The organism is Rhodococcus sp. H29-C3, assembly GCF_030063405.1.
Lineage (GTDB): Bacteria > Actinomycetota > Actinomycetes > Mycobacteriales > Mycobacteriaceae > Rhodococcoides.
Window position 1 is genome coordinate 1 of the sequence record NZ_JASITC010000001.1, and the last position, 25,266, is coordinate 25,266.

The 25,266-nt window shown below is 62.0% G+C and carries 16 protein-coding genes; 6 read left to right on the plus strand and 10 right to left on the minus strand.

What is annotated here, in order from left to right:
• Positions 1 to 390: 390 nt before the first annotated feature.
• From QMK32_RS00005 to QMK32_RS00030, 6 genes are all read right to left on the minus strand, one after another.
• Positions 391 to 1,809 (minus strand): plasmid pRiA4b ORF-3 family protein, encoded by a 1,419-nt coding sequence (locus QMK32_RS00005; RefSeq protein WP_283472252.1) that lies wholly within the window; start codon positions 1,807 to 1,809, stop codon positions 391 to 393.
• A 36-nt stretch (positions 1,810 to 1,845) separates the two neighbouring features.
• A complete protein-coding gene (locus QMK32_RS00010; protein ID WP_283472253.1) occupies positions 1,846 to 2,382 on the minus strand; it encodes an LpqN/LpqT family lipoprotein in 537 nt (178 codons plus the stop codon).
• Between the two features lie 123 nt (positions 2,383 to 2,505).
• Positions 2,506 to 3,327: a Cof-type HAD-IIB family hydrolase gene (locus QMK32_RS00015; protein WP_283472254.1), complete on the minus strand. Its 822-nt coding sequence runs from the start codon at positions 3,325 to 3,327 to the stop codon at positions 2,506 to 2,508.
• Positions 3,324 to 4,523 carry a metallophosphoesterase gene (locus tag QMK32_RS00020; protein WP_283472255.1) on the minus strand — a complete coding sequence of 400 codons (1,200 nt, stop codon included), beginning with the start codon at positions 4,521 to 4,523 and terminating at the stop codon, positions 3,324 to 3,326. The genes QMK32_RS00015 and QMK32_RS00020 overlap by 4 nt, the downstream gene beginning before the upstream one ends.
• Before the next feature lie 57 nt (positions 4,524 to 4,580).
• Positions 4,581 to 5,228 carry an NAD(P)H-binding protein gene (locus tag QMK32_RS00025; protein WP_283472256.1) on the minus strand — a complete coding sequence of 216 codons (648 nt, stop codon included), beginning with the start codon at positions 5,226 to 5,228 and terminating at the stop codon, positions 4,581 to 4,583.
• A 57-nt stretch (positions 5,229 to 5,285) separates the two neighbouring features.
• Positions 5,286 to 9,962: a PDDEXK-like endonuclease domain-containing protein gene (locus QMK32_RS00030; protein ID WP_283473118.1), complete on the minus strand. Its 4,677-nt coding sequence runs from the start codon at positions 9,960 to 9,962 to the stop codon at positions 5,286 to 5,288.
• 887 nt (positions 9,963 to 10,849) lie between these two features.
• On the opposite strand from QMK32_RS00030, the gene QMK32_RS00035 reads away from it, so the two are divergent.
• The gene (locus tag QMK32_RS00035; protein WP_283473119.1) at positions 10,850 to 16,315 is read left to right on the plus strand and encodes an ATP-binding protein; all 5,466 of its coding nucleotides are present in this window, start codon (positions 10,850 to 10,852) and stop codon (positions 16,313 to 16,315) included.
• Between the two features lie 89 nt (positions 16,316 to 16,404).
• Here QMK32_RS00035 and QMK32_RS00040 read toward each other — a convergent pair whose 3' ends face one another.
• From QMK32_RS00040 to QMK32_RS00050, 3 genes are read right to left on the minus strand one after another with little or no spacing between them, the layout of a single operon-like run.
• Positions 16,405 to 17,289, minus strand: a complete 885-nt coding sequence (locus tag QMK32_RS00040; protein ID WP_502943491.1) for a pseudouridine synthase — start codon at positions 17,287 to 17,289, stop codon at positions 16,405 to 16,407.
• Entirely contained in the window at positions 17,282 to 18,124 is an 843-nt protein-coding gene (gene trhO / locus QMK32_RS00045; protein ID WP_283472257.1) for an oxygen-dependent tRNA uridine(34) hydroxylase TrhO, read from the minus strand. Before trhO ends, QMK32_RS00040 begins: the two co-directional genes overlap by 8 nt.
• A gap of 44 nt (positions 18,125 to 18,168) precedes the next feature.
• Positions 18,169 to 19,842, minus strand: coding sequence for an alkaline phosphatase D family protein (locus QMK32_RS00050; protein ID WP_283472258.1), 1,674 nt, complete (start codon positions 19,840 to 19,842; stop codon positions 18,169 to 18,171).
• Positions 19,843 to 19,988: 146 nt separating this feature from the next.
• Here QMK32_RS00050 and QMK32_RS00055 point away from each other — a divergent pair, with 146 nt between their 5' ends.
• Genes QMK32_RS00055 through QMK32_RS00065 form a run of 3 tightly spaced genes read left to right on the plus strand, consistent with a single transcriptional unit; the run spans position 19,989 to position 22,840 of the window.
• Positions 19,989 to 21,473 (plus strand): cryptochrome/photolyase family protein, encoded by a 1,485-nt coding sequence (locus QMK32_RS00055; RefSeq protein ID WP_283472259.1) that lies wholly within the window; start codon positions 19,989 to 19,991, stop codon positions 21,471 to 21,473.
• 51 nt (positions 21,474 to 21,524) lie between these two features.
• The gene (locus QMK32_RS00060; RefSeq protein ID WP_283472260.1) at positions 21,525 to 22,349 is read left to right on the plus strand and encodes an SDR family NAD(P)-dependent oxidoreductase; all 825 of its coding nucleotides are present in this window, start codon (positions 21,525 to 21,527) and stop codon (positions 22,347 to 22,349) included.
• Complete coding sequence (locus QMK32_RS00065; RefSeq protein ID WP_269305314.1) at positions 22,346 to 22,840, plus strand: SRPBCC family protein; 495 nt, start codon at positions 22,346 to 22,348, stop codon at positions 22,838 to 22,840. The genes QMK32_RS00060 and QMK32_RS00065 overlap by 4 nt, the downstream gene beginning before the upstream one ends.
• A 24-nt stretch (positions 22,841 to 22,864) precedes the next feature.
• Here QMK32_RS00065 and QMK32_RS00070 read toward each other — a convergent pair whose 3' ends face one another.
• On the minus strand, positions 22,865 to 23,371 hold the full coding sequence (locus QMK32_RS00070; RefSeq protein WP_283472261.1) for a mycothiol transferase: 507 nt from the start codon (positions 23,369 to 23,371) through the stop codon (positions 22,865 to 22,867).
• 139 nt (positions 23,372 to 23,510) lie between these two features.
• On the opposite strand from QMK32_RS00070, the gene QMK32_RS00075 reads away from it, so the two are divergent.
• Positions 23,511 to 24,530 carry an NADPH:quinone reductase gene (locus QMK32_RS00075; protein ID WP_283472262.1) on the plus strand — a complete coding sequence of 340 codons (1,020 nt, stop codon included), beginning with the start codon at positions 23,511 to 23,513 and terminating at the stop codon, positions 24,528 to 24,530.
• Between the two features lie 75 nt (positions 24,531 to 24,605).
• Complete coding sequence (locus QMK32_RS00080) at positions 24,606 to 25,229, plus strand: class I SAM-dependent methyltransferase (protein ID WP_283472263.1); 624 nt, start codon at positions 24,606 to 24,608, stop codon at positions 25,227 to 25,229.
• The last annotated feature ends 37 nt before the right edge of the window (positions 25,230 to 25,266 follow it).

Genomic DNA, 25,266 nt, shown 5'->3' on the forward strand with positions numbered 1-25,266 from the left:
AAACAACACCCAACCATAACCACCACAAGCGGATGATCATCGACATCGGATGCTTTCACCAAATACAAAATTCGGCACTGACATTCATCGACACACTGTTGAGTTCTCAAAGAACACGCACACACCACACACCCACGAAAACCATGTCCTCGCAGCGCCTGGGGCAACCGTTCCAGCCTAGCTAGCCCAAGCGACCGAGTCAATAACCCCGTCACATCGAACCACCCTCACACGGCAACATGATCTTGCCGAAACAGGATTTTCAGTGCAAACCCCGTACAACCTCGTGTCCCGTACCTCTCGGTCCGGGTCGGTGTCCGTGTCGCTCTGACTCGACAAAAGTTACGCGACTCTGACGCCATCTCCAAATCGCCTGGTCAACGGCCTACATCAACTTCGCAAGGCGTCGCGAGCGAATCGTCTCGACCAACTGGGCGCGTCGAACACCTCGCTTCGGAAGTACAGCGACGGCCCGTGTGCGCCGATCAGGTCCAAGAAGTCGACCGTCGGTTGTGCCGCGGTGTGGGCGTCGACCAATTTATTGGTCCCCCACCCCAACGCTTGCATCGTCTCCACGATCATCGCGTTCCGTTGGGTTGCGGATGCCGACGACGCTAGCGCGACGAGAAACAGCGTTCCGCCGTCGATCTCATGAGCTTCCTTGCCCAAAGGGATTCGCGACGCACAATGCCTCCAGAGACCGATGGGGTCGTCGGCATATCGAGTTCCCGCTTTCGTGCGTACCAAGGCGCCTTTGAGGACTCGCACCAGACCGAGACGTTTGGCGGCATTGCGCAGATCGGCGACCTGGTGATTGTCGACCTCACGGAGGCTGGATCCGATCCACCCCAGTCCCCATTCGAGATCGACGCGCATGGCTTCGACAGCTGCCGGCGGAAAATAGCCTCCGGGCGCCAACTGCAATCCGGTGTCACCTACGAGCTCGAGCAACCACGAAAGTTTTTTCATCGCCACAGTTGCAACCGGTAAATCGACAGAGCTTTCGATAGTGAGCTCACATCGCGGTAGCAGCGCCAACAGAGCGGGCATGTGTTCCGGCTGGACGGCCCCGAGGAGCCGTGCGATCAAATGCGACGCGACAGTGGCCTCGACCTCGGCCGATCGTACGGGAGCGCCGGCCCGGAACCCTTCGTTGACACGAGCCACCTCGAGACGCTCGGGGTCGAACGGTCCAACCGATTCCCGCAGACTTTCGTATTCCGCGTGGCCAGGGTCTCCGAGTACGTCGAGCATACGGCGATAGCCGCTGGGTCCTCCGCTGCTCTCGGGCGGACACGCACGTGCGCCGTCGAGGCACAGGGTACGAAGATCCTCGTGATACTCGATGAGGGATTCGAGTTCGACGGTGTGCTTCCACCCATCGCCGAAATCGTATTCGTATCCGATGACGTCGCCCTCTTTGCCAAGAACGCTATCCAGCCTGACGTGCTGTTCGTTGATAACCGACCCTGCTTCGACCAGCGAGGTCTCGAAATCGTATCGCTGAACGGCTACTGGCTTCCGTAGCCGATAGCGGTGCGGATGAGCAGCGTCCCACCCCATGACCCGCTGCAACACCTGATGAAATTCGGGGAGTAAGAGGTCTGACCGGACCTCGAACCTTCGCCATACTGCCGGCTCGACGCCGTCCAAGGAGACGCGAATCGTGTACCTCGCGACCGGAGCGCCGTAGTCACCGGACGCGTTGGTGAACGTATCGTCGGCGATCTCGAGCTCGGGACTGTCCGGGCCGTCCAACAGGTCCGGCACCAGAGTCAGGTGCCGCACACGTCCAGTGCGATTCCGCATCACTCGACCTTAGTAGCGACAGCGCTTCGGCAAGGCTCAGACTGCGTTCAGAAGGCCACTGTTGATCGCGTCGATGTCGAATGCAAGCTTGTCGGCGTGGTCAGCGAAGGTGGTCACCGTGAGTTGAACCAGATACTGTGTTTCGCTCTGCACGACGATGTACCGGGTCGTGACGGCCAGTTCCCACTGCTCGGCGACGAACGTTCCCCTGATGAACCGCGATGGATGGCCACCGAACGGGTCGGAGTTCGCCTCTGTTTCGGCCCAACCCTCCATCGCGCGGGCGTCGGTAAAGCTGCAGTCGAGGAGAGCATCGGCGTCGATTCGAGTGGACAGCGAGCCCACAAGTAATACGGCGTTGGGTGCGAAGCCACCTTCGACCAGACCTGGCTCGACAAGAACCTGGGTAGCACCGGGGAACTGTTCTTCGGGCGCCGCTTGCCATCCAGCGGGTACGGGGGCCTCGATGCCGAGTGTCGCGGCCTGGGCGCGATCGACGGATGTCACCGCTACGGCGTGCGCCGCAAGGTACTGGGCGACGGTCATGCGATTGGATCCACTGCTCTGTTCCACCCGTACATCTCCTGACGTTTCGAGACAATAGGATTTCGATCGTAAGTGCGCGCTGCTCACGGAGTGCCGGGCATCTTCACCCGGCACACTCTCGAAAAGCGGCGCCTGTCCGAGGTAGTTCCGTCATCGACGGTCGGCGACGAGCTCTTCCAAGTACCCCGCGACGCCGTCGTCATCGTTCGAATGCAGCACGCGATGTGCGACAGCCTTGATCTCGGCCATCGCGTTGGCGGTGGTCAAGGCAGTACCCGCCCAGCGCAGCATCGGTAGGTCGTTGAACGCGTCACCCACAGCCGCCACGGCAGCTCGCTCGATCCCGAGTTCCGCACACAGCACCGATAGCGCACTGGCTTTCGACACGCCTGCAGCGGACATCTCTATATATGGCGCGCCCGAATGGGTCAGCTCCACTCCCCCTACCCCTGCTGCCAGGACAGCGTGGAACAGGTCGACGCTTGCCAGCTCCGGATGTCGGGCGACGATCTTGACGGTCTGCTCCGACGCCGCGGCCAACACGTCGACCGAGACGTCCATCTCGTGGGGATGTCGATGATGGTCCGCGAAGACACACATCGCTGCATAGTCGTGCTCGGCGACGAACCGAGTCGGACCGACTGTGGCGAAGGCGACTCCGGGAACCAGCTCGCGAACCCTGGTCATAGCAGTGGTCACGACGTCGGATTCGATTCCGGTCGTTTCGGTGATGACCGGCGTGCCGTCGGCGAGGTCGAGCACGACTGCGCCGTTGGCGCCGATGGCCTTACCGGTGAATCCACAGGAGGCAGCCAACTCGTCGATCGAATGGCGTGCGCGGGCCGTGGCCCAGACGACCTCGATCCCCGACGCCTGTGCCGCCGCCATTGCTTCGGAGGTACGCGCTGAGATGGTTCTGTCCGAGCGAAGCAGGGTGCCATCGAGGTCGGTTGCGAGAAGTTGGACTGTCACGACGCCTCTGTCCGCAGCACGAGCACGGTGATCTCGCTGGGCGCAAAGACGCGAAACGGCGGTCCCCAGAAACCGGTGCCGCGGCTGGTGTAGAGCTGGGTGTGCTTACCGTGCCTGCTCAGGCCATGGACCGTCGGTTGATCGAGTCGGACCAGGTACTCGAATGGCCAGATCTGACCACCGTGGGTATGACCGGAAACCTGCACTTCGACGTCGCGTCGAACTGCCTCGTCGATCTGCTTGGGCTGATGGGCCAGGAGGAAGACCGGCAGATCCGCATCGACTCCCTCGAGCGCACGATCGAGGTCCGCTCCGTGCCCCTCGAGTGTGGAAGCCGCTGCCGTTCGATCGTCCACACCGGCGACGACCAACCTCGCACCGCCACGTTCGACCACGAGGTGCCTGTTGTGCAGGGCCGTCCAACCCAGCGTCTCCATGTGATCCAGCCAGTCCTGCGCTTCGCCGAAGTATTCGTGGTTGCCCGTCACGTAAACCTTTGCCAGGGCTGCGCGTGCTCCACGTAGCGGCTGGACCTGATGCTCCCGCCGTAGGACCGAACCGTCTGCCAGATCTCCGAGGTGACAGAGCACATCGGCGTCCAATGTGTTGACGACGTCGACGACCTTCGCTGACCAACCCCCTCGATCCAACGGCCCGTAATGCGTGTCGGTGATCATCACGACACGGAGTCCGTCGAGTCCGGCACCGAGACGCGGAACCACCACGCTGCGCTCGACGATGCGTGGCACGCGCATCGCCTCGTGATGGCCCCACACCAACAATCCGGTGACCACGACGAGAACCGCGGCAGCAACAATTCGCGATCGGAGGGGATCTTCCAGACCGGCAAGGGCGAGTAGCCCTGCAGCAATCGAACCGAGCGCACTCCACACGAACAGCACCCACACGGTTCCGAGCAACGTGTCACCGATCAGTGCGGCACGGTCATGGGCGCGCGCATGACCGCGGGCCATGGACACCGGCAAGGCGATCGCAGCAGCGGCGAACAAAACGCAGCCGAATATTCGCAACGACAACGGCCAGTCGGAACCGGAGAAGAAAAGCGTCCACAATGGGACACCGAACAGCACTGCGACAACGATCAGAACTATCGGTGCGATCAGCCATCGACGTCGGGAAGGGCCTGACTCGGGCGGGTGGACCTCGGTGTCACCGGTCAATTGTGAATCCGCCATGTGTGTTCCTCACTGCAGAGACGGCGAAATTCCAGGACAAGTGCTTGGAGATCCGATTCAGCGGAGCGCCTCTGCGATGGGTGTGTCGCCGTTGTCGAATTCGATGACACGTCCGATGGTCGCCGGAGTGTCCACCGCTTCGGCCACAACGGCAGCGACGTCGTCCCGGGTGACCGAAGCGCCGGTGGCACCGTTGTCTTTGGTGGTGATCGATCCGGTGCCAGGGTCGAGTGTCAAAGCGCTCGGTCCCAGGATCGTCCAGGACAACGACGTGGATTTCAGGTACGCGTCGGCGGCCGCCTTGGCCTCCGCGTACGCGAAGAAGGGATTGCTCGGATCTACCCCGTGCTGCGTGTCCGCCCCGAAATACGACACCATGACGTAGCGCGTGATGCCCACTCGCCCGGCAGCGTCCATCGAGCGAAGTGCTGCATCACGGTCGACGGCATACGTTCGGTCGGCACTGCCGCCGCCCGCGCCTGCAGACCACACGACTGTGTCGAAGCCGTCGAGTAGCGCCGCAATCTTCTCGACATCCAGGTTCTCGATATCGGCCACCAACGGTGTGGCGCCCACATTCGCGATGTCGGCGACGTGATCCGGGTTACGAACGATCGACCCCACCTCGTGTCCGCGCTCCACGAGCAACGGCGCTAGACGGAGCGCCACCTGCCCGTGTCCTCCGAAAATGGCGATTCGAGACATTGGCACTCCTTCGACAGACACAGTCGGACGCCATCCACGCTATAGCATTTGCCTCGGTCAGCTGTCGTGGCCACGTCCTCCGTCGTGATAGCCATTGATGGGCAACTCAACAGACGGAAACCGGTGCTCAGGGGCTTCGCTCGGAATGGTCCACATGTCGTACTTCTTGCCTTCGGGCGCTGACTGCCACGCATTCCACGGCGTTTCCGCGGTGGCACTCGTCGGGCTGGTGTCGGGACCTTCCACGAAATGATCAGCCGGCGTATCCACTGGTGTATCCACCGACACGTCCCCTGGCGCTTGCTCGAGGAGCAGATCATCCTGCGGTCGATCCAAGTCGACCGGAATCCACTCCTCGGTCACCGTTTCTGCGGGCGAAATCGAAATCGTATTCGGTTCGATTCCTAACGCGGACAGAGCATTCCACAGATCCTCCAACGCAGCCTCGACATCGAGGTAGTACTCCGACTCGCGCACACGCCAGAACGTCCAGCCACAACGTTTGAGTTCCTGCTCGCGCTGAAGGTCTGCCAGACGACGCTCCGGAGTGGACTGAATCGAGTCTCCATCGCATTCCACGGCGAGCCTGGACACCTGCCCGGTGACTACCAGGTCGATACGTCGATTGTTCACCTCGACACCGGGGTTGACGTGATATCCACGATCTCGCAGATCGACGAACAACCGCTGCTCGAACAGGCTCGCGAACTCGCTGCGTCGAATATCCGGCGTGACATCGCGCGGCATCGGATTCGCAGGTGCAGGTGAGGTCGACGTGACATACGCGAGCAACGAGTTCCGAAGGTCGGATCGCTTGAGCCGATCGACTGTGACCGAGTGGAACAGCCAGAGTTGATCCTGCGCACGCGAGGCCGCGACATTGAACCGCCGCTTATATTGGCTTGCGCTGAGAGCGGGAAAGTCCTGGTTCGGTGCGACCACCATCGACAGGAAGACGACGCTTCGTTCGTCTCCCTGAAAGTCCGGTGGTGTCCCGACGCGGAGCCTTCGATCCGCCCACTGGTCGATTCCGATGCGCTTGATCAATTCGTTTCGGATTTCATCGACCTGAGCCGTTCCCTGCAGCACGACGACGCCGAATGTCTTGCCGTCGTACAAGGGATCAGCAAGGCATTCGAGAATCTGACCGGCGATGGCTCGTCCCTCGGCATGATTGACGAGCGAAGCGCCCTTCCCTCTTACCGATGCATCGGGTACGAAAGTATGGCGAAGCGGCGGGAGCCTGTCCGCGCCGAATTGACGCACAGGAACCAGGGGCAAATCTCCATAGAATTGTTGCGATGACCAGTTGATAATTTCCGGCATCGATCGAAAGTGTTCGCGCAGACGGACGACTTGGCCGAAACGCGTACGCAGCATCGAGAACAGTGACGACCGTGGAGTCAACGTCGCGCGAACATGTTCGGGTAGATCCGGCAGATACACGTCGAGTCGGGTGAACACGTCTTCGAGCGTTCCCGCCTGCGGGACCTCTGCAGGTGCACATTGCCGATCGTCACCGACGACGATCACCCGCGGTGCCAAGTACAGGAGGAACAGGCTGCTGATGTCGGCCTGGCTGGCTTCGTCGACGATCACGACGTCGAAACTGTCCGCTATGGGAGGCACTGTCGCCAAGACCTGAGCAAGGGGCATGACCCAAGCCGGAACGGCACTTTGCGCATCTCGCATAGCCGAGCGCGCAGCGCTGCGGAACGTTTCCGCGTATCGACCTGCGCCTGCCCCGATCGACGACATGTGTTCCCGATACGTTTGCAACGCACGCACTTCCACAGCAGTCATCCGCTCGAGACAGTCTCGCCAGGCCATCGCGGCCGCCAGCTGAGACGTCAGGTATTTCAGATCTGCGTCGAGTGCGTTAAGTTCGATATCGAGCTGATGTTCGACACCGCCGCGATGTTGTTCGCTCACCCACTCACGCGCTCGACGCCACGCCCATGCCTTGGACATCTGCCAACTGATTTCATCCCAATCGGAGTCACCGGCCGTGTCGAGAACCAGTTGGTACAACGCGGGCGCGGCATCGGCGAGTTTCTTCGCCAACTCGTCCTGGACCAGCTGATCGTCCTGCTCCTGGCATGCCGCGATGTAATTCCCCGACGCCTCGGCAACGGCGTCCTCGTCGGCCGAGTTCAGCGCCGTCACGAGAGCCGTCCCCTCGGGCGAAGGTCCAGTATCTACCTGTGTCGCAACGGAATACAGAATTTTGCTCAGTTCAGCCTTGGCCGCGTCTGCATCGATACGGGTAGCAATAGCCCTTGCCGACCCAGCGAACTGCGCCGCGTCGTCGAGGCTTCGAATCCATGGTGCCGAAGGTGACACCGCGTACAGCTTCTCGACCAACGCGTCGCGCGCATGCAGGACACCTGCCACCAACGTCAGCTTGTCACTCACGAGCCGAAGATCGTTCACTCGCCGTGACCGAGGCCCGTCGGTGGACACCGAGATCCGTAGGTCCCCGAGCAGAGTCGCCGCGGTGCTGACGATATCGAGAGCACGAATATGCTCGGTCACGAGCCGGCCGGCGCTCGCCGACACAACTGGAACGCCATCGACAGTCGCCGTGATGCCGAGATCTTCCACGGTACGCTGCTGTTCGCTCTTTCGGAACCGCGGCTTCCACTCGATTCCCGATTCCAAAGCGACAGTGAGGGATTCCATTGCATCGAGCGCGGCGGTCGTCGAAGAGGAACACTGCACATCATGAGCACCGATGAAGCGATCGGCTCGAGCCGCGACCTCGGCCATGGATGAAATACCGCTCACTCGTGACCATAGGTGCGCGGCTTCGCCGGACAGCACGGAATCGGTCAATTGTCGGAAGAGTTGGTCGAGTTCGAGAACGTCACGCACTCGCGCGTCGAGTTCTTCGCACAGTTGCCGAATACCGAGAGCTGCAGCCGGATCGACTCCACCGAGGAACTCGACAAGCCTGGACGAATGCTCGGACTCCACATGCACCTTGGCACTCGCTCGCCGACACGACAACCGTAGTTCCGCTGAATTCGGCAGAATGGTGTCCAGCCGTGGGAGTGATTGCCCGGCTCGTGCCGCACGCCCATCCGGTGCGGTAGCGATCAACTTCCGCAGCCGATCCACCTCGGTTCCGATCAGCGTGGGGCGATCCGTCGACAACGGTCCCGGTAGCCACTCGTGAGCTTCCTCCGCTGCCTTGACCTTTCGGACGATCGCAGCCGCAGTACCCTCGTAACCATCGGAAACATACTGATGCACAACAGTTTCCGACACACGCAGCTCGGCGATGGTATCGAGTAACACGGCACGCCGCGCCGAAGCATCCGCCCGTCGCGCAGTCAAGGACGCGATCTTCTCGGCCGCGTCCACGTCGTTGTATGCCGCTTTGCGATCTGCGATACGAGCGACACTGCGATTGAGCTCCTCTGATCCACCGCGTCCGAGATCGGTGATCGAGACGCAAAGCTCCTGCAGTTCGGGTGGAAGTTTGTCCCGAAGCACGCGAAGCGCCTGTGACTTCTCACTGGTGACGAGCACACGCTGACCGCGGGCAAGCAATGCCGACACCAGATTCGCAATGGTGTGCGTCTTTCCGGTACCGGGGGGACCTTCGACGACTACTCCGCTGTCCCGGCCGAGCCTGCGCAGGATCTGTGACTGTTCGGCATTCGCCGGAAGTGGAAAGAGTGGATCCGTGGCCAGAGAGAGAGTCTCGGCGGCACCCATCCGCTCCAACCAGGCCAGACGTTCGGCGGGTTCGATGGGCTCCACCAGCTGCGCCAAACCGAGCGGAAGCCTCGAACCTGGCTTGGCGAGATCCGCGATCATCTGCTCGTAGTAGTCACGCAACGCAAACGCATTCCGCTTGCGCATGACCAGGGCGGGCGACAACGTTACCGTCGCCCCGTTCTCGGGAACGTCGGCGGTCGACGGCCGATTCTGGTCGGCTCGAACGTCGACCGGTATATCCAGCGCGGTATCGGCCCACTCCACGAACAGGGACACCACGTCGGCGTCGAGAGGTGAGGTGATGCGTCGCGGCAGGTCACTCTGCATCTTCACCGAACCGGACGGGTCGAAGCCGGCCCGGCCGGTCAGCAGCTGAGTGTCCTCGAATCGCGGTTGTGAATTGGCAGCAAGCTTGACTAACAAGTCTCCGGTGCGGACGTCCAACTCCACTGCCGCCGACTGGGTCAGCAGGTGCGTCACGACCGCGCCTGCAGTTCCCTGAGCCGAAAGACTCAACAGGCCTGAGGCGACCACCAGCTCGATGGACTCAGGTTGCGAAGACAGTTCTTGCATCATCAGCTGGAGAGCGTGGTAGAGCGAGGCTTCCGGTCGCTGCTTTCGATCCGACTCTGCCCATAGACGCCACTCGGTCGAATACGTTTCGAATGCACGTCGAACCTGGTAGGCGTGTCGGACATCGAAGTCGGCGTCGGCATCGACGTCCTCGCTCGAAGACGATGCCAAAGCCGATTCGATCAACTCGATGTCCAGATGACGACTGTCGGCCACCATCGTGTGGTCGACGAATCCTTCGAGGATCTCCGGAAGCTTCGGCGGTTCTTCGAACTCGACCCGCCGGGCCCTGAGCACCACCCCGCCCTGCTCGGCCGACGCATCCAGATGAGACGCGGGCGAGTCGGCCTGAAGCCACTCGACACGAAGGTGTTTTTCGTAATGCAACACGGGCTCGGTGCGAGCGGTGACGATCTCTCGCAGGAATTGCAGCATGCGCAGAACCCTGTCCGTGAGCTCTTCATGCCCTTCCGTCAATACTTCGCCCTCCACGAAAACGCCCCCTTCAGCCGAGATCCTGCTGGGATCCGGCTGCTGGCCACGATCGGGAACCGCTGCAGTCGACACTGTTGAACCTCTGAAATCCTCGAACGGCCGTCCGTTAACCGGGACGGTGCTTGCGCGCATGCTCCAGACTAGTCTCTGCGTCCGGGTTGATCACGGCGTACGGACCTTAGGTTCTTTTCGTCGTGGTAGATCACAAGAAATGTCAGAAAAGCCCACTCGCGTCCACATCCGATTTCCGCCACCACTGACCCTCGAGGGCTTATCGAGCTCGATCGACAGTACCGAGCCCAGATTCTGACATTGTGCGCATTATGTCCGATTCCGATCGATACCGAGCGCCACGTACCGACCGGTAACGTACCCGCCGGTAATCAAGGCCCATCGCCGACACCGAAATGTCCGTTGTCGCAACGCTACTCGTCGGTATTCCGTCAAGCTTTTGCTGACCTTTTTCAACGTCGTTCGAAAACTGCAGCGAAATGCATTGCCGTAGTACAGGTTTGAACGAAGCGAGATCAATCACATCGGCCCATATCGCCGTTGACATGGTAAGAATCATGTGATCCGTTAGAATAGGACGACATTCAGACCTGTTCCACGTCTTCGACGAGGGATCAGCGGGGTAACGAACGAGATCGAGGTCGATGGGTGGGAGCTGTTACATCGACTCCCGCTCTTGTCCACACAGAAGTCCCTCGAGACCGAGTGTGTCGTTTCGTCCCCAGCAAGCCCGATATGTGACAAGAACCCGCGGGCGTCACGACGTGCCCGACGTTCGAGAAAGCATTTTCATCCACCTGACGGAGAGAGAGACGTTGTTCAAACGGATTGCAGTAGTGAACCGAGGCGAGGCGGCAGTACGCCTGATCAGGGCCGTCAAGGAACTCAACGCCGAGTTCGACTACGGCATTCGGACGGTCGCCCTCCACACCGAGGCAGAACGCCGCGCAATGTTCGTCAGGCGGGCCGACGAGACCGTCGTTCTGCGTAAACCCGAGGTCGGATCCGCGTACCTCGATCACGCCGAACTCGAGCGGGCACTCGTCGAATCCGGTGCTGACGCCGTGTGGGTCGGATGGGGCTTCGTCGCCGAAGATCCAGCCTTCGCCGACCTCTGTGCACGACTGAACATCACTTTCATCGGACCTTCCGGCGACGCGATGCGTCTCCTCGGGGACAAAGTCGAGGCGAAATTACTCGCCGAACGGGTCGGTGTTCCCGTCGCACCGTGGAGCGGTGGACCCGTCGAAACGCGGGCCGACGCTCGTAGGCACGCACAGGCCATCGGCTACCCACTGATCATCAAGGCTCGCAGCGGTGGCGGCGGTCGCGGCATCCGCAAGGTCTACGAGGAGAGCGAACTCGAACTCGCGCTCGAACGTACGCAGGGTGAGGCCGAACGCTCGTTCGGCGACCCGGTGGTATTCATCGAGCGGCTCGTCACCGACGCCCGCCACGTCGAGGTCCAGGTCATCGCCGACAACCACGGCAACGTCTGGGCGCCAGGGGTACGCGACTGCTCCATCCAGCGTCGCAATCAGAAGGTCATCGAAGAATCCAGCTCGCCGGTCCTGACGCAAGAGCAAGCCGATCACCTGCGCGCCGTCTCCAGCGAACTCGTGCGCGCCGCCTCCTATGTAGGCGCTGGGACCGTGGAGTACCTCTACCAGCCCGAGCAGAAGATCTTTACCTTCCTCGAAGTCAACACCCGACTCCAGGTCGAACACCCGATCACCGAATTCACCACCGGTATCGACCTGGTGAAACTGCAGATCCTCGTCGCCAACGGCGATCACCTCGAAGGTGATTGCCCGCCCGAGTTCGGCCACGCCGTCGAAGCGCGCCTGAACGCCGAGGATGCCGACAACGGTTTCGCGCCCGCACCGGGAACCGTCGAACTTCTCAAGTTTCCCCTCGGCAGCGGCATCCGCGTCGACACCGGCATCGCACAGGGCGACGTCATTCCCCCCGACTACGACTCCATGGTCGCCAAGGTCATCGCCTGGGGGCGTGACCGGGGTGAAGCACTCGCCCGGCTGCGCAACGCACTACGCGAGACGACTGTGGTCATCGACGGCGGAACGACCACCAAGTCGTTTCTGATCGATCTGCTCGACCGTGAAGAGGTCATTTCCGCCTCCGCCGACACCGGCTGGCTCGATAGATCCGAAGCAGGAACGGCCACCGGCCCGACGGCCGTGGCAGACATCGCGCTCATCGCAGCGGCGATCGATGCCTACGACGTCGAGGAAGGACGCGAGCGTGCCGCATTCCTGTCCTCGGCCCGTGGTGGTCGTCCTCGTGCAAGCCACACCATCGGCCGGACCGTAGAACTGAACTACCAGGGCCAGGCATACAAGCTCGGCGTCGGTCAGATCGGACCGCACCTCTACCGCGTCGATGGTGACAGTGGCGACGTGCAGGTCGACATCGAGCGCCTCGGTCAGTACGAGAGCCGCCTCGTCCTCGGCAACCGCCGCTTTTCGATCGTCACCGTCGCCGGTGCCGCGCACTTCCTCGTCGAAGTGGATGGCATCAGTCATCAGATAAGCCAGGACGAAGCCGGACTGGTCCGTGCTCCAGCGCCCGCCGTCGTCGTCGCCGTGCCGGTTGCGGTCGGTGACGAGGTCGAAGCAGGCCAGACCTTGGTCGTGCTCGAGAGCATGAAGATGGAAACTGCCGTCCGGTCGCCGTACGCCGGCCGCGTGCGCGAGGTCTTGGCCTCGGTCAACGGCCAGGTCGACTCCGGTGCCGCGCTGCTGCGTGTCGATCAAGCCGGCGAGCAGAAGGCATCCACACAGACCGCTCGCGTGGAGTTTCGGGCCGTGGACCGACCCGAGGGCGAGACACCGCGATGCAAAGCGCTGTCGTATCTCGACGAGTTGTCGGCCCTGATCACCGGTTTCGACGTCAATGCCTCCCGCGTTCAGGCTCTGCTCTCCGACTACGAGACGGTGCGCAACGAGGTTGCATGCGACGATTCTCAGGTCGTCGACGCAGAGTTGGCACTGCTCAACACATTCGCCGATATGTGCGAACTCTCCCGCAACCGTCCCACCATGGACGAGGAGAACACGGACGAACGAGTACACAGCCCGCGTGAACACTTCCACTCCTTCCTGCACTCTCTCGATGCAGACATCCAAGGACTTCCGGAATCGTTCCGCGGCAAGCTTTCTCGCGCACTACGTCACTACGGCGCCGAGGATCTCGAGCGCAGTCCAGAACTCGAAGAAGCCGTATATCGAGTATTCCTCGCACTTCAACGTATCGAGAATCAAGTTCCGGTCGTCTCGGCACTCCTCGATCGTTGGCTGACGGACTCGGCAGCGCAGCCCGCTGCAGGTTCGGCCATCGGTGAGGTACTCGAGCGCCTGATCGTCGCGACTCAGGCTCGGTATCCCGTCATCGGCGACGTCGCTCGCAACCTGCGCTTTCGTCTTTTCGACGCCCCGTCGATCCGGCGTTCACGTGACCAGGTCCACGACGGGGTCCGTGGCAGCTTGCAGTATCTTGCCGAGAACCCCGACGCGCCGGACTACGCGGCTCGCATCGATGCGCTCGTCTCCACCCCCGAGCCGTTGATCGATCTGTTGGGTTCACGGATCGACGAGCCTGGCGCACTGCTCGAGGTCATCACTCGCCAGTACTACGAGATTCGCGATCTCGAAGACGTCAAGGCCTTCGACCGAGACAGAGTTCGTTTCGTCACCGGCAATTTCGAGCTCGCCGGCGAGCGACTCCAGTTGGTCTCGGCCGCAACGACGTTCGCTTCACTGTCCGCAACGATCGATGCGATCGACGATATCGCCGGGCCTGCTCCCGAACACCTTGCCGTCGACCTGTATCTAGCGTGGCCTGATGCCCCTGCCAGCAGCGACGACATCGCGAGTACCGTCCAGTCCGTTCTCACCGAACATCCCCGGACCAAGAACTGGCGTCGGATCACGATCACCGTATGCGGCACCGATGTTCGCCATGTAACGTTCCGGCGCCCGAGCGTCGAGGGTTCGGAACCTCTGGCCGAGGATCTGGTCATTCGCGACATGCATCCGTTGACAGGGCAGCGCCTGGACCTATGGCGCCTCAAGAACTTCGACGGCACCAGGCTTCCTGCGACGCCCGGAACCTACCTTTTCCACCTGACGGCGAAAGAAAATCCGTCCGACGAGCGATTGATGGCTCTTGCCGAAATCCGTGGATTGACAACGCAACTCGATGACAACGGCATCGTCGTCGCTGTTCCCGAGATCGAGAGGACCGTCGCCTCCTGCCTCGACGGGATTCGGCGCGCCCAGAGCCAGCGGGGTAAGAACCGGCTCGACGCGAACCGCGTCACCCTCTACGTGTGGCCAGTGCTCGATGTGCCTGCGGATCGCCTCGCCGCAATCGCACGACACATTGCACCGTCCACCATCGGTGCCGGGCTCGAAGAAATCACAATGATCGCCAGGCTCAGGAACGGACCGAGTGCGCCTGTTCGCGAGGTCGCAATCCGATTCTCGTATCGCTCAGGCGCAGGGGTCGTCGCCAAGGTCACCGACAGGCCGACCGAGCCACTGCGGCCGCTGGACGAATACACCCAGAAGGTTCAGCGCTCGCAGGCACGCGGAACCGTGTACCCGTACGAACTGATTCCTCTGCTCACGGGCTCGGGTGGGACGTTCACCGAGTACGACTTCGACGAAACCGCCACCCTGGCGCCTGTCGATCGACCGTACGGTCGCAATACGGCAGGCATCATCGTCGGACTCGTGTCGACTCCGTCGGAACGCTATCCCGAAGGCGTCACCCGAGTTGCCTTGTTCGGTGACCCGACCAAGTCGCTGGGAACCGTTGCTGAGGCCGAGTGCTCGCGGATCGTCGCAGCAATCGACCTTGCCGAGCGCCTCGGCGCTCCGGTCGAGTGGTTCGCACTGTCCTCCGGTGCCACCATCTCGATGAGTACCGGTACCGAGAACATGGACTGGGTATCACGTGGGCTTCGTCGCATCATCACGTTCACCCAGGCGGGCGGCGAGATCAACATCGTCGTCGCAGGCATCAACGTCGGCGCACAGCCGTATTGGAATGCCGAGGCCACAATGTTGGCGCACACCAAGGGCATCCTCGTGATGACCCCGGACAGTGCCATGGTCCTGACCGGAAAACAGTCACTCGACTACTCCGGCGGCGTCTCAGCAGAGGACAACTTCGGCATCGGCGGTTACGACCGAGTCATGGGACCGAACGGCCAGGCACAGTACTGGGCGCCGAACCTGCGCGCGGCGTGCGAGGTGTTGTTCGCGCACTACGAACATGCTTATACGGCACCGGGTGAGAAGTTCCCCCGACGCGCAGTCACCACCGATCCGACCGAACGCGACGTGCGGACCTACCCCCACGTGCACCCGTCGAGCGACTTCACCACCGTCGGTGACATCTTCTCCTCGGCCACCAACCCGGATCGCAAGAAGCCGTTCGACATTCGCACGGTCATGCGTGCCGTCGTCGACCAGGATCACTCTGTCCTCGAACGGTGGGCAGACATGGCCGACGCGGACACTTCGGTCGTCTTCGACGCCCACCTGGCGGGTATTCCGGTCAGCGTCATCGGCATCGAGTCGCGAGCAATTCCGCGTAAGGGATGGTTCCCGTCCGACGGGCCCGACCAGTGGACTTCGGGCACGTTGTTCCCGAATTCCTCGAAGAAGACCGCACGAGCCATCAACGCCGCCAGCGGAAGTCGGCCGATCGTGGTGCTCGCCAACCTGTCCGGGTTCGACGGTTCACCGGAGTCTCTACGCAACATCCAGCTCGAGTACGGCGCCGAGATCGGCCGCGCGATAGTCAACTTCGACGGTCCAATCGTGTTCTGCGTAGTATCGCGCTACCACGGAGGCGCATTCGTGGTGTTCTCCGGAGCGCTCAACGACAACATGGAGGTGTTGGCGGTCGAGGGATCGTTCGCTTCGGTTCTCGGTGGCGCACCGGCAGCGGCAGTGGTGTTCACGCGGGACGTCAACGCCAGGACCGCAGCCGACCCGCGAGTCCTCGACATCGAGGCGAAGCTGACAGCCGCCGAGACGGACGCCGAACGAACTCGCATCCGCGTGGAGTTGGCAACCGAACGCGGCAACGTCCGCAACTCGAAGCTCGGTGAAGTAGCCGCCGAGTTCGAGGCGATCCATAACATTCAACGCGCACAGAAGGTCGGCTCGGTGGACCATATAGTCCCCGCTGCCGAGCTACGTCCGCAGATCATCGCTGCCATCGAGCGCGGAATGGCTCGCTCGCAGTAGCGATTTCACCTCGAACGCACCCCCATCCGCTCTTCGGTCGGGGGTGCGTTCGTGTGTGATGTCTCGATCGGCGCGTAACCGAGAACGGTTCAGTCGGACAGACTTCGAGGACTGCGGAAGCGACGCGAAGCGCCGGTGATCGGGTCTTCGAATTCTACCGCCCGCGCCAGCAGCTTCAGGGGTTCGGTGAAGTCGTCGCCCGGTACCGATCGAAACTCTGGATAGAACGGATCACCTTGGATGGGTATACCCATCGAAGACAGGTGAATTCGTAGCTGGTGCGTCTTGCCCGTCTTCGGGAACAGTCGATAGCGCGCGCGTTCACCCAAGATCTCGATCATCTCGGCCCGTGTTTCGCTGTTCGGCTCGCCCGGTTCCTCATGGGCAACCATCACCCCGTGTTCCTTGATTATTCGACTCCGAATCACCCGCGGGAATTCCAGCGTCGGATCGTAAGGCGCGATCGCCTCGTACTCTTTGAGCACCGACCTCGACGAGAAGAGCTCCTGGTACGGCCGCCGTAGTTCCTTGGTGCGGGTGAAGATGAGCACTCCCGCCGTCGCCCGATCGAGCCGATGTGCAGGCGTGAGGTCTGGGCAGTCGAACATTTCTCGCGCCCGTACCGTCGCGGTTTCGGTGACGTGTCTTCCCCGAGGGATGGTTGCCAGAAAATGCGGCTTGTCGACCACGACGATGCCGTCACCGTCGTAAAGGACGTCCATCTCGAACGGCACCGGAGTCTCCGGCGCCGGGTCTCGGTAGAAGTACACGAATCTTCCAGGAGCATAAACACTTTCGCTGCCCCACGGCCGCCCCTTCTCGTCGACGACCTCGCCGGAGATCATCGACTGCTCCCACGGATCGGCGGGGTACTCGCGACTGAGGTACTCGAACACGGTCTTCGAGGACTCCTCGTGCGGAAGCCGAATACGCAACGGTGCCAAACCATGCCGATACGGAAGTGGCTCAGGCACAATCGACACAGACCAGGCGGAGCCCGCGGCCCTCGTCGTCGTCGAAATCCTGGTATCGAGAAGTCGGGTTCGCGCACACCGTGCAGCGGCCGATCACCGACGTGTGATCGGAGAAGTCGATATTCATGCGCTTGTCGAAGACGTACAACGATCCCTCCCACAGCGCATCGTCTCCATAGGCTTCGGCGTAGCGCACTATCCCGCCGTCGAGCTGATAGACCTCTTCGAAACCTCGTGAGCGCATCAGCGAAGAAAGCACCTCGCATCGCACTCCACCGGTGCAGTAAGTGACGACGGGACTCTTCTTCAGATGATCGAACTGCCCAGAGTCGAGTTGCGCAACGAAGTCGCGGGTGGTCTCCACTTCGGGCACCACAGCGTTCTTGAATTTGCCGATCTGCGCCTCGAAAGCATTGCGGCCGTCGAAGAAGACGACGTCATCGCCACGACGATCGACAAGTTCGTTCACTTGCGCGGGACTCAGGTGCACTCCCCCGCCGACCACTCCGTCTGCGTCGACCTTCAGTTCCTCGGCTGCCCCGAAGGTCACGATCTCCGACCGGACCTTGACCGAAAGCCGTGGGAAGTCCTCACCCAACCCCTCCGACCACTTGATGTCGGCGTCTTTGAAGGCTGGGTAGCTCCGTGTTCCCCGCACATAGCGCTTGACGTCGGCGAGTTCGCCGCCGACGGTCGCATTGATCCCATGCTCGGAGATGATGATCCTGCCACCGAGGCTGTTGGACGCGGCCAGCGTGTGCTGCCACAGCCGGATTGCCTCCGGGTCCGGTAGCGGGGTAAAGACGTAGAACAGCACGATTTTCGGTACAGCCATAGGTGTCAGTATGCCGGTGCGTACCCAGCCGGTGTCAGAAGCGACTACGCACGAACAGGCAGAGCTACCGGATCCACCCGCGCCAATCCGTCGGGAACAGCGAATCCTGCACCCCAATAGATGCCGCTGAGCGGGTCTTCCTTGGCATCGAGGTACCAGTGATCCATCTGGACGCCCGAGGGTGTCACATCGAAGACGCCGAACCCGTGACTGTCGAGGTCGACGTATTTGATATGGCGGTTGAGCGTGGTCAATGCGGCCTCGGCGACTCTGCTGAGCGTATGCGGGTCCGTCTTCGTCAGATCATCGATGTTTGCCGAGGACACCGATGTGACGACGAGCTCGGTAGCGACGGCACCGGTTTGGAAGTAGCGGGCTGCGTCGGCTGGAACGTCACATGCCCACGAGGAGTGAATATCGCCGGTGATGAAGACGGTGTTGCGCACGTTCTTCTCCGCGATCGCACCGAGCAGCCGCTTTCGATCCGCCGTGTACCCATCCCATGGATCGGCGTTGTACGGCAATCCGCCGGCGGGAATCCCGAGCAAGCCGGTCAGCGCGGCCGCCGCCTCGCTCTCGAGCGGAGGGAGCAGAACCGGGGTGATCATGACCGGATTTCCGACGATCTTCCACTGCGTCGGCGAACTCACCAGTCCTTCGGTGAGCCACTCCATCTGGTCCGCTCCGGTGATCGTGCGATTCGGAGAATCGACGTCGCCGCCCTGGAACGGCAACACCTGCTGGGACCGATAGGTTCGCAAATCCAGCATCGACAGCTCGAGCAACGTTCCGAAGCGCAACCGTCGGTAGATGTGGCGATTCTGCGGGGTACCGGCTGCGCGTACGGGCATCCATTCGAAATAGGCCTGTACCGAGTTCGACTTACGGACCGACCACGGTCCGTCGGTCTCGGGCTGATGAGTCTGAGCGCCACCGTCGTACGCATCGTTGGCCGATTCGTGGTCGTCCCACGTGCAGATCCATGGCACCCCGAGATGAGCGGCTTTGAGATCCGGATCGGACTTGTACTGACCGTGCCGGATCCGGTAGTCCTGCAAACTGACGATCTCGTGCACCGGATCGTGCTGCCGAACGACGCCGTTCTTGCCGGCGAAACCACCGGTCTCGTACTCGTAGATGTAGTCGCCGAGATGGATGATCGCGTCGAGATCGGTCCGTGCAGCCAGATGGCGGTAGGCGCCGAAGAATCCGGACTCCCAGTTGGAGCACGAGACGACACCGAACCTGATGCCGTCGAGTTCGGTGTCTTCGGCCGGGGCCGTGCGGGTCGTACCGACAACGGACTGGGTGCCTGCTGCGTCGCCACCCTGGACTTCGAAACTGTAGTAGTACGTCGTAGCCGGCGAAAGGCCGTCGACGTCGACTTTGACCGTGTGATCGGAGTCCGGGCTCGTCGACACGGTGCCGCTGCGGACGATCGCCGTCAGCTCCGGATCGGTAGCCACTCTCCATCGAACCTCCGTCGCAGGCCCGATACCGGAACCGGGGAGGGCATCAGGAGTCGGAGTTACTCGAGTCCACAGAATGACGGCCTCGGGCGTCGGATCACCCGAGGCGACACCGTGCTGGAACGGGACGAACGAGCCCTGTTGCGCGTGAGCGAGAACCGGTACCGCCGAGGCCGCTCCGACCGCTGCCACTGCGATGGAAGAGGATCGAAGAAATCCACGCCTGGACACACCTTTTTTCACGGTCACGACACAAGTTGATGTGATCGAGAGGCCGCGGTCAAGTCCAGCAGGCCATCGGGGGTAAAGATTCACTTTCAGCTCGTACGGTGTTCGAATACAGGCACCGACCGACGGAGAGTTTGTTCTTGCCTCGACTCGAGCACTCTGCGAATATGGCCTCCTCCGCTCCGCTCTGGTTGTTCGGTGATCAACTCGGCCCGCACTTTCACTCGACGAGTGAGCACATCCATCGCGATGTCCTGCTGATCGAGAGTGCGCGAGTGTGCCGGACACGTCCGTTCCATCGACAGAAATTGCATCTGGTCCTCTCGGGGATGCGACATCTCGCCGCGGAACTGGGTGAGCGCTCGACCTATCTGAAGACCGAAACGTATCGAGACGGTCTCGAACAGTACGGACGGCCGGTGCTGGTGTTCGAGCCCACCTCGCACGCTGCGGAGCGCTTCGTACAGAAACTTCTCGACGAGGGTGTCGTGCTGGATGTGTTGCCGACACCGATGTTCGCGCTGAGCCGAACGGATTTCGCCGAGTGGGCCGGCAATCGCAATCAGTTCCGACTCGAGGCGTTCTACCGCGACCAGCGCAGACGCTTCGAGGTGCTCATGGCAGGTGCGGAGCCGGTCGACGGCGTGTGGAACCTCGATGCCGACAATCGTGAACCACCTCCGAAGAAGCGCTCGACGCTCGGCGTGGATCCGCCGTGGTGGCCGACCGAGGACGATATCGACGATTCCGTCCGGGCAGACCTGGATGCTCTGAACCTCCCGACCGTCGGACAGGACGGCCCGCGCCTGTTCGCGGTGACAGCCGACGAGGCCCGGGAAGCCCTGCAACACTTCGTCTCCTATCGCCTTGCCGACTTCGGCAAATACGAGGACGCCGTGATGAGTCAGGACTGGGCGATGGCACATTCGCTACTGTCGGTGCCGCTGAACATGGGGCTCCTCGAACCTCTCGAGGTAGTCGAGGCCGCCGAACAGGCTTGGCGCGACGGCGATGCCCCGCTCGCGTCGGTGGAAGGATTCATCCGCCAGGTGCTCGGCTGGCGGGAGTACGTGTGGCACCTGTACTGGCATTTCGGCCCGGACTACCTCGACCGCAACGAGCTCGCTGCCCATGAGCCACTACCGAAGTGGTTCACCGAACTCGACGGTGAACACCCGATCGCGGCGTGCCTGTCACACACTCTGACGGAACTGAATGCGCGCGGCTGGGTGCATCACATCCCCAGGTTGATGATTCTCGGCAACTTCGCACTCCAGCGCGGATACGACCCGAAGGCACTGACCGAATGGTTTGCCACCGCATTCGTCGACGGGTTCGCCTGGGTCATGCCCGTCAACGTGATCGGCATGAGCCAGCATGCCGACGGCGGGTTGATCGCTACGAAGCCGTACGCATCGGGTGGCGCGTACCTCGATCGCATGACCGATCATTGCGGTGGGTGCGAATACAACCCGAAGAAGCGCCTCGGCCCGGACGCGTGCCCGTTCACGGCCGGGTACTGGTCGTTCGTACACCGCCACCGGGATCGACTGGCGAAAAACTATCGAACAGCGCGGCAGGTGTCGCAGATGCACCGTCTCGCCGATCTCGACCAGGTGCTCGAACAAGAAAATCAGCGAGAGGTGTACTGATCGCGCCCGTGCGCAGGGGTGCCAGAACTCGTGCTTCGCTACGGTGGACCCATGAGCCTTCCTCGCCCTACGCCCGACAGCACTGCCGTCGTCACGGGGGCCTCCTCCGGAATCGGGGTAGCGATTGCACGCGAACTCGCCAACCGTGGGCACGGGGTGACCCTCGTGGCGCGAAGCGCCGACAAGCTGAGCGCCCTGGCCGAGGAGCTGAACAAGTGCGGAATCCGAGCCGAGGTCCTCGCTGCCGACCTGTCCGAACGATCCGCGCGGAGCGAATTACTGGGCCGCATCGAGGCACTGGGACTGATACCGGACATTCTGGTGAACAACGCTGGACTGTCCACGCTCGGCCCCGTCGCATCCTCGGACCCAGAAGCCGAGTTGAACATGATCGAGGTCGACGTGGCGGCGGTCGCCGACCTCTGCAGCCGATTCTTGCCAGGGATGACGGCGAGAGAACGCGGTGCCGTACTGAACGTTGCATCGACCGCGGCGTTTCAGCCGCTTCCCGGTCAAGCTGGGTACGGCGCGTGCAAGGCCTTCGTCCTCTCCTACACGCAAAGTCTCAGCGGTGAGCTGCACGGAACCGGTGTCTCCGCGACGGCGCTGTGCCCAGGACCGGTGGATACCGGATTCGGTGAGACCGCAGGCTTTTCGAAAGAGGATGCCGAGGCTGCCCTTCCGTCCGTGATGTGGGTATCGCCCGAAGAGGTCGCAAAGACCGCCGTAGACGGCATGGCGAAAGGTCAGATGGTCGCGATACCCGGCGCTGTCAACCGTATCGCGTCGATATTCGCCCAGGTGACGCCACGAAAGTTGTTGGTACCCCTCCTCGCTCGTAATCATCCCGGCCTACGCAAAGGATCCACTTCATGACCCGCGAATTCACGGTGTCCGACAGCACCGTCGTCAGCGCTGACACCGACACTCTCTACGCCGCTATCAGCGATCCGACACAGATGGGCAGCTGGAGCCCGGAAAACCTCGGCGCCGTGGTGCACGATCCACGCGAAAGTGCTTACGTCGGAATGGTGTTCGACGGAAAGAACAAACGCGGGCGTGCACGCTGGATCACCCGATGCACCGTCACTGTCGCAGATCCCGGGTCGGCGTTCGAGTTCCGCGTCCACGCGATCGGCGTGAAGACTCCCCGCTTCAAGGGTGCCAACGCGACGTGGCGGTACGACTTCGAACCGGTCCCCGGTGGCACCAGGGTTACCGAGACATGGACCGACGACCGCACGAAGTGGCCCGATGCCGTAGCGCTCGTATTCGACAAGATCGCCACAAGCGGAAAGACGTTCCCCCAGTTCCAACGTCGGAACATCTCGAAAACTCTCGGCAACTTGCAGAAGCGCTTCGGCTGAGCGAAGCGGACGTACGGTGAGCAGCTACTTGCGCTCGAACAAGCCCCGTACATAGGCCGCTTGTCCACAGTGTTGGAGATCATCGGACACCACCGATACCAGCCGCACGCCGAGTGTCACCGGGGGATCCCACTGCTCGTCGACGACGCGATCGAGATCCTCGGCCGTCAGCGAACCGAGGTACGCAACGGTCCTGGCGTGCACCGCGTCGTGGTAGCTGCGGAGCAGTTCGGCGTCGGCGCGCACCCGAGCGACATCGTCAGCGCTGTGGCCGTAGCCGATCGAAGAGCTCTCGAACGGCAGACCGAATCTGACCTCCCAGCCGTCCGAGGTCCACACTTGCTCCCCTCCTTCGACGCCTGCCACGTGATCATCCTGAACGCGCGTCAAGTGCCATATCAGCCACGCAATCGTGTTGGCCTCGGCGTCCGTTCTGAAGGTGAGTGCCTCGGGAGAAATGTCGTCGAGGGTCTCGTGTACGACCCCTTTGATGCGGTCGAAAGCGTCGATGAGTACTCCGGCGTGATTCACCTGGGTTGTCCTTTCGAAATGCGGGTGGAGGTGGCGTGGTGACGTACCTACTTCTATCCGCATACCCGACTGTGCAATTTCCATCACCGAAATTTCCGGCCTGGAATTTCCACTACTGCCGAACCCGTTGCACCCTGATATGAAGGCAATCACATACACCAGGACCGGCGACACCTCTGTACTCGATCTCGTGGACCGAGAGATACCCGAACCGGGACCGGGCGAGGTTCGAGTGAAGATAGCCGTATCCGGGGTCAACCCCACCGATTGGAAGAACCGGGAGGGCGCGCGCCCCGGGGACGCACTCGACTTCGACGAGGTCGTGCCGAACCAAGACGGTGCAGGGACCGTTGATGCGGCAGGCACCGGCGTCGAAGGTCTGGCCGTGGGCGACCGGGTGTGGCTGTACCTCTCACAGCACCGGAGGCCGACCGGAACAGCACAGGAGTACACCGTAGTCCCGGCCGAACGCGTCGTACGACTCCCTGACCACGTCGGTTTCGACGTCGGGGCCAGCCTCGGTGTGCCCGCCATGACAGCCCACCGCGCATTGACAGTCTCCGAAGACGGCCCCTCGCGGTTGCATCCCGGCGCGCTCGTCGGCAGGACAGTACTGGTTGCAGGTGGTGCGGGAGCAGTCGGGCATGCGGCGATCCAACTCGGGCGCTGGGCGGGAGCAACGGTCGTCACCACCGTCAGTGGGCCGGAAAAAGCAGCCCTCGCTACTGCCGCGGGTGCACATCACGTCGTCAACTACACGACCGGTGATGCCGCTGCCTCGATCCGAGCCATCGCCCCCGATGGAGTCGATCTGGTGGTCGAGGTCGCCCCGGCGCAGAACGCCGAACTGAACGCCGCCGTCACCTCCACACGTGCCTCGATTGCGGTGTACGCCAACAACGGCGGCAACACGATCACCCTCGATGTACGACCGAACATGGTGCTCAACACTCGCTACCAGTTCATTCTGCTCTACACCGTCGGCGAGGCAGCCCTGAAGGCCGCTCAGGACGACGTCAATGCTGCGGCAGGTGCAGGTGTACTCGAGGTCGGCGAAAGCGCCGGTCTACCGTTGCGCCGGTTCCCTTTGTCCGGTACGGCCGCTGCACACGACGCAGTTCAGAACGGCGTGACCGGAAAAGTTCTCATCGATATCTGACGCACCACCTGGTCGAATTTGCCGAACTAGCAAACCAACTTGCGCATTCGCGAATGCGTCGGCACTGTCATAGCCATGCACACACACGACGATGCTCCGGCAGTATTCGACCAGCCGTTCTGGGACAACCTGTACTCGGAGCGACCCACCATCTGGAGCGGCCACGCCAACCAGGTATTGATCACAGAAGCGTCGAAGCTCACGCCAGGCAGCGCTCTGGACATCGGCAGCGGCGAAGGAGCCGACGCCTTCTGGCTCGCAGACAACGGCTGGAAGACCACCGGCGCCGACATCTCGCCCATCGCCCTCGAACGTGCTCGGCATGGACAAGTCGATCGAACCGTGGCGTGGCTCCACCGCGATCTCACCGAGTGGGCTCCGCCCGCCACGTCGTTCGACCTGGTCAGTGCCCACTTCTTCCACCTGCCACACGCTCAGTTCGAGCCGGCAATCCTTCGCTTCGGCAACGCAGTCACCTCGGGGGGACACCTCCTGATCGTCGGACACAGCCCCTCCGACGCCCTGGCCTCGCAGCATGGGCACGCCGAACTCCTCTTCACAGCCGACCAGGTCACCGCACTATTCCCCACCGTAGAATGGTCCGTCGTCGTCGCCGAGGATCGTGCGCGAACCGGGACCACCACCGACGGGAAGCAGACCGAGCGCCTCGACACCGTCGCGTTGCTTCGCAAGCTCTGACTTCGAGAGAAGGAATACAGGGGCAACTAGAGTGATG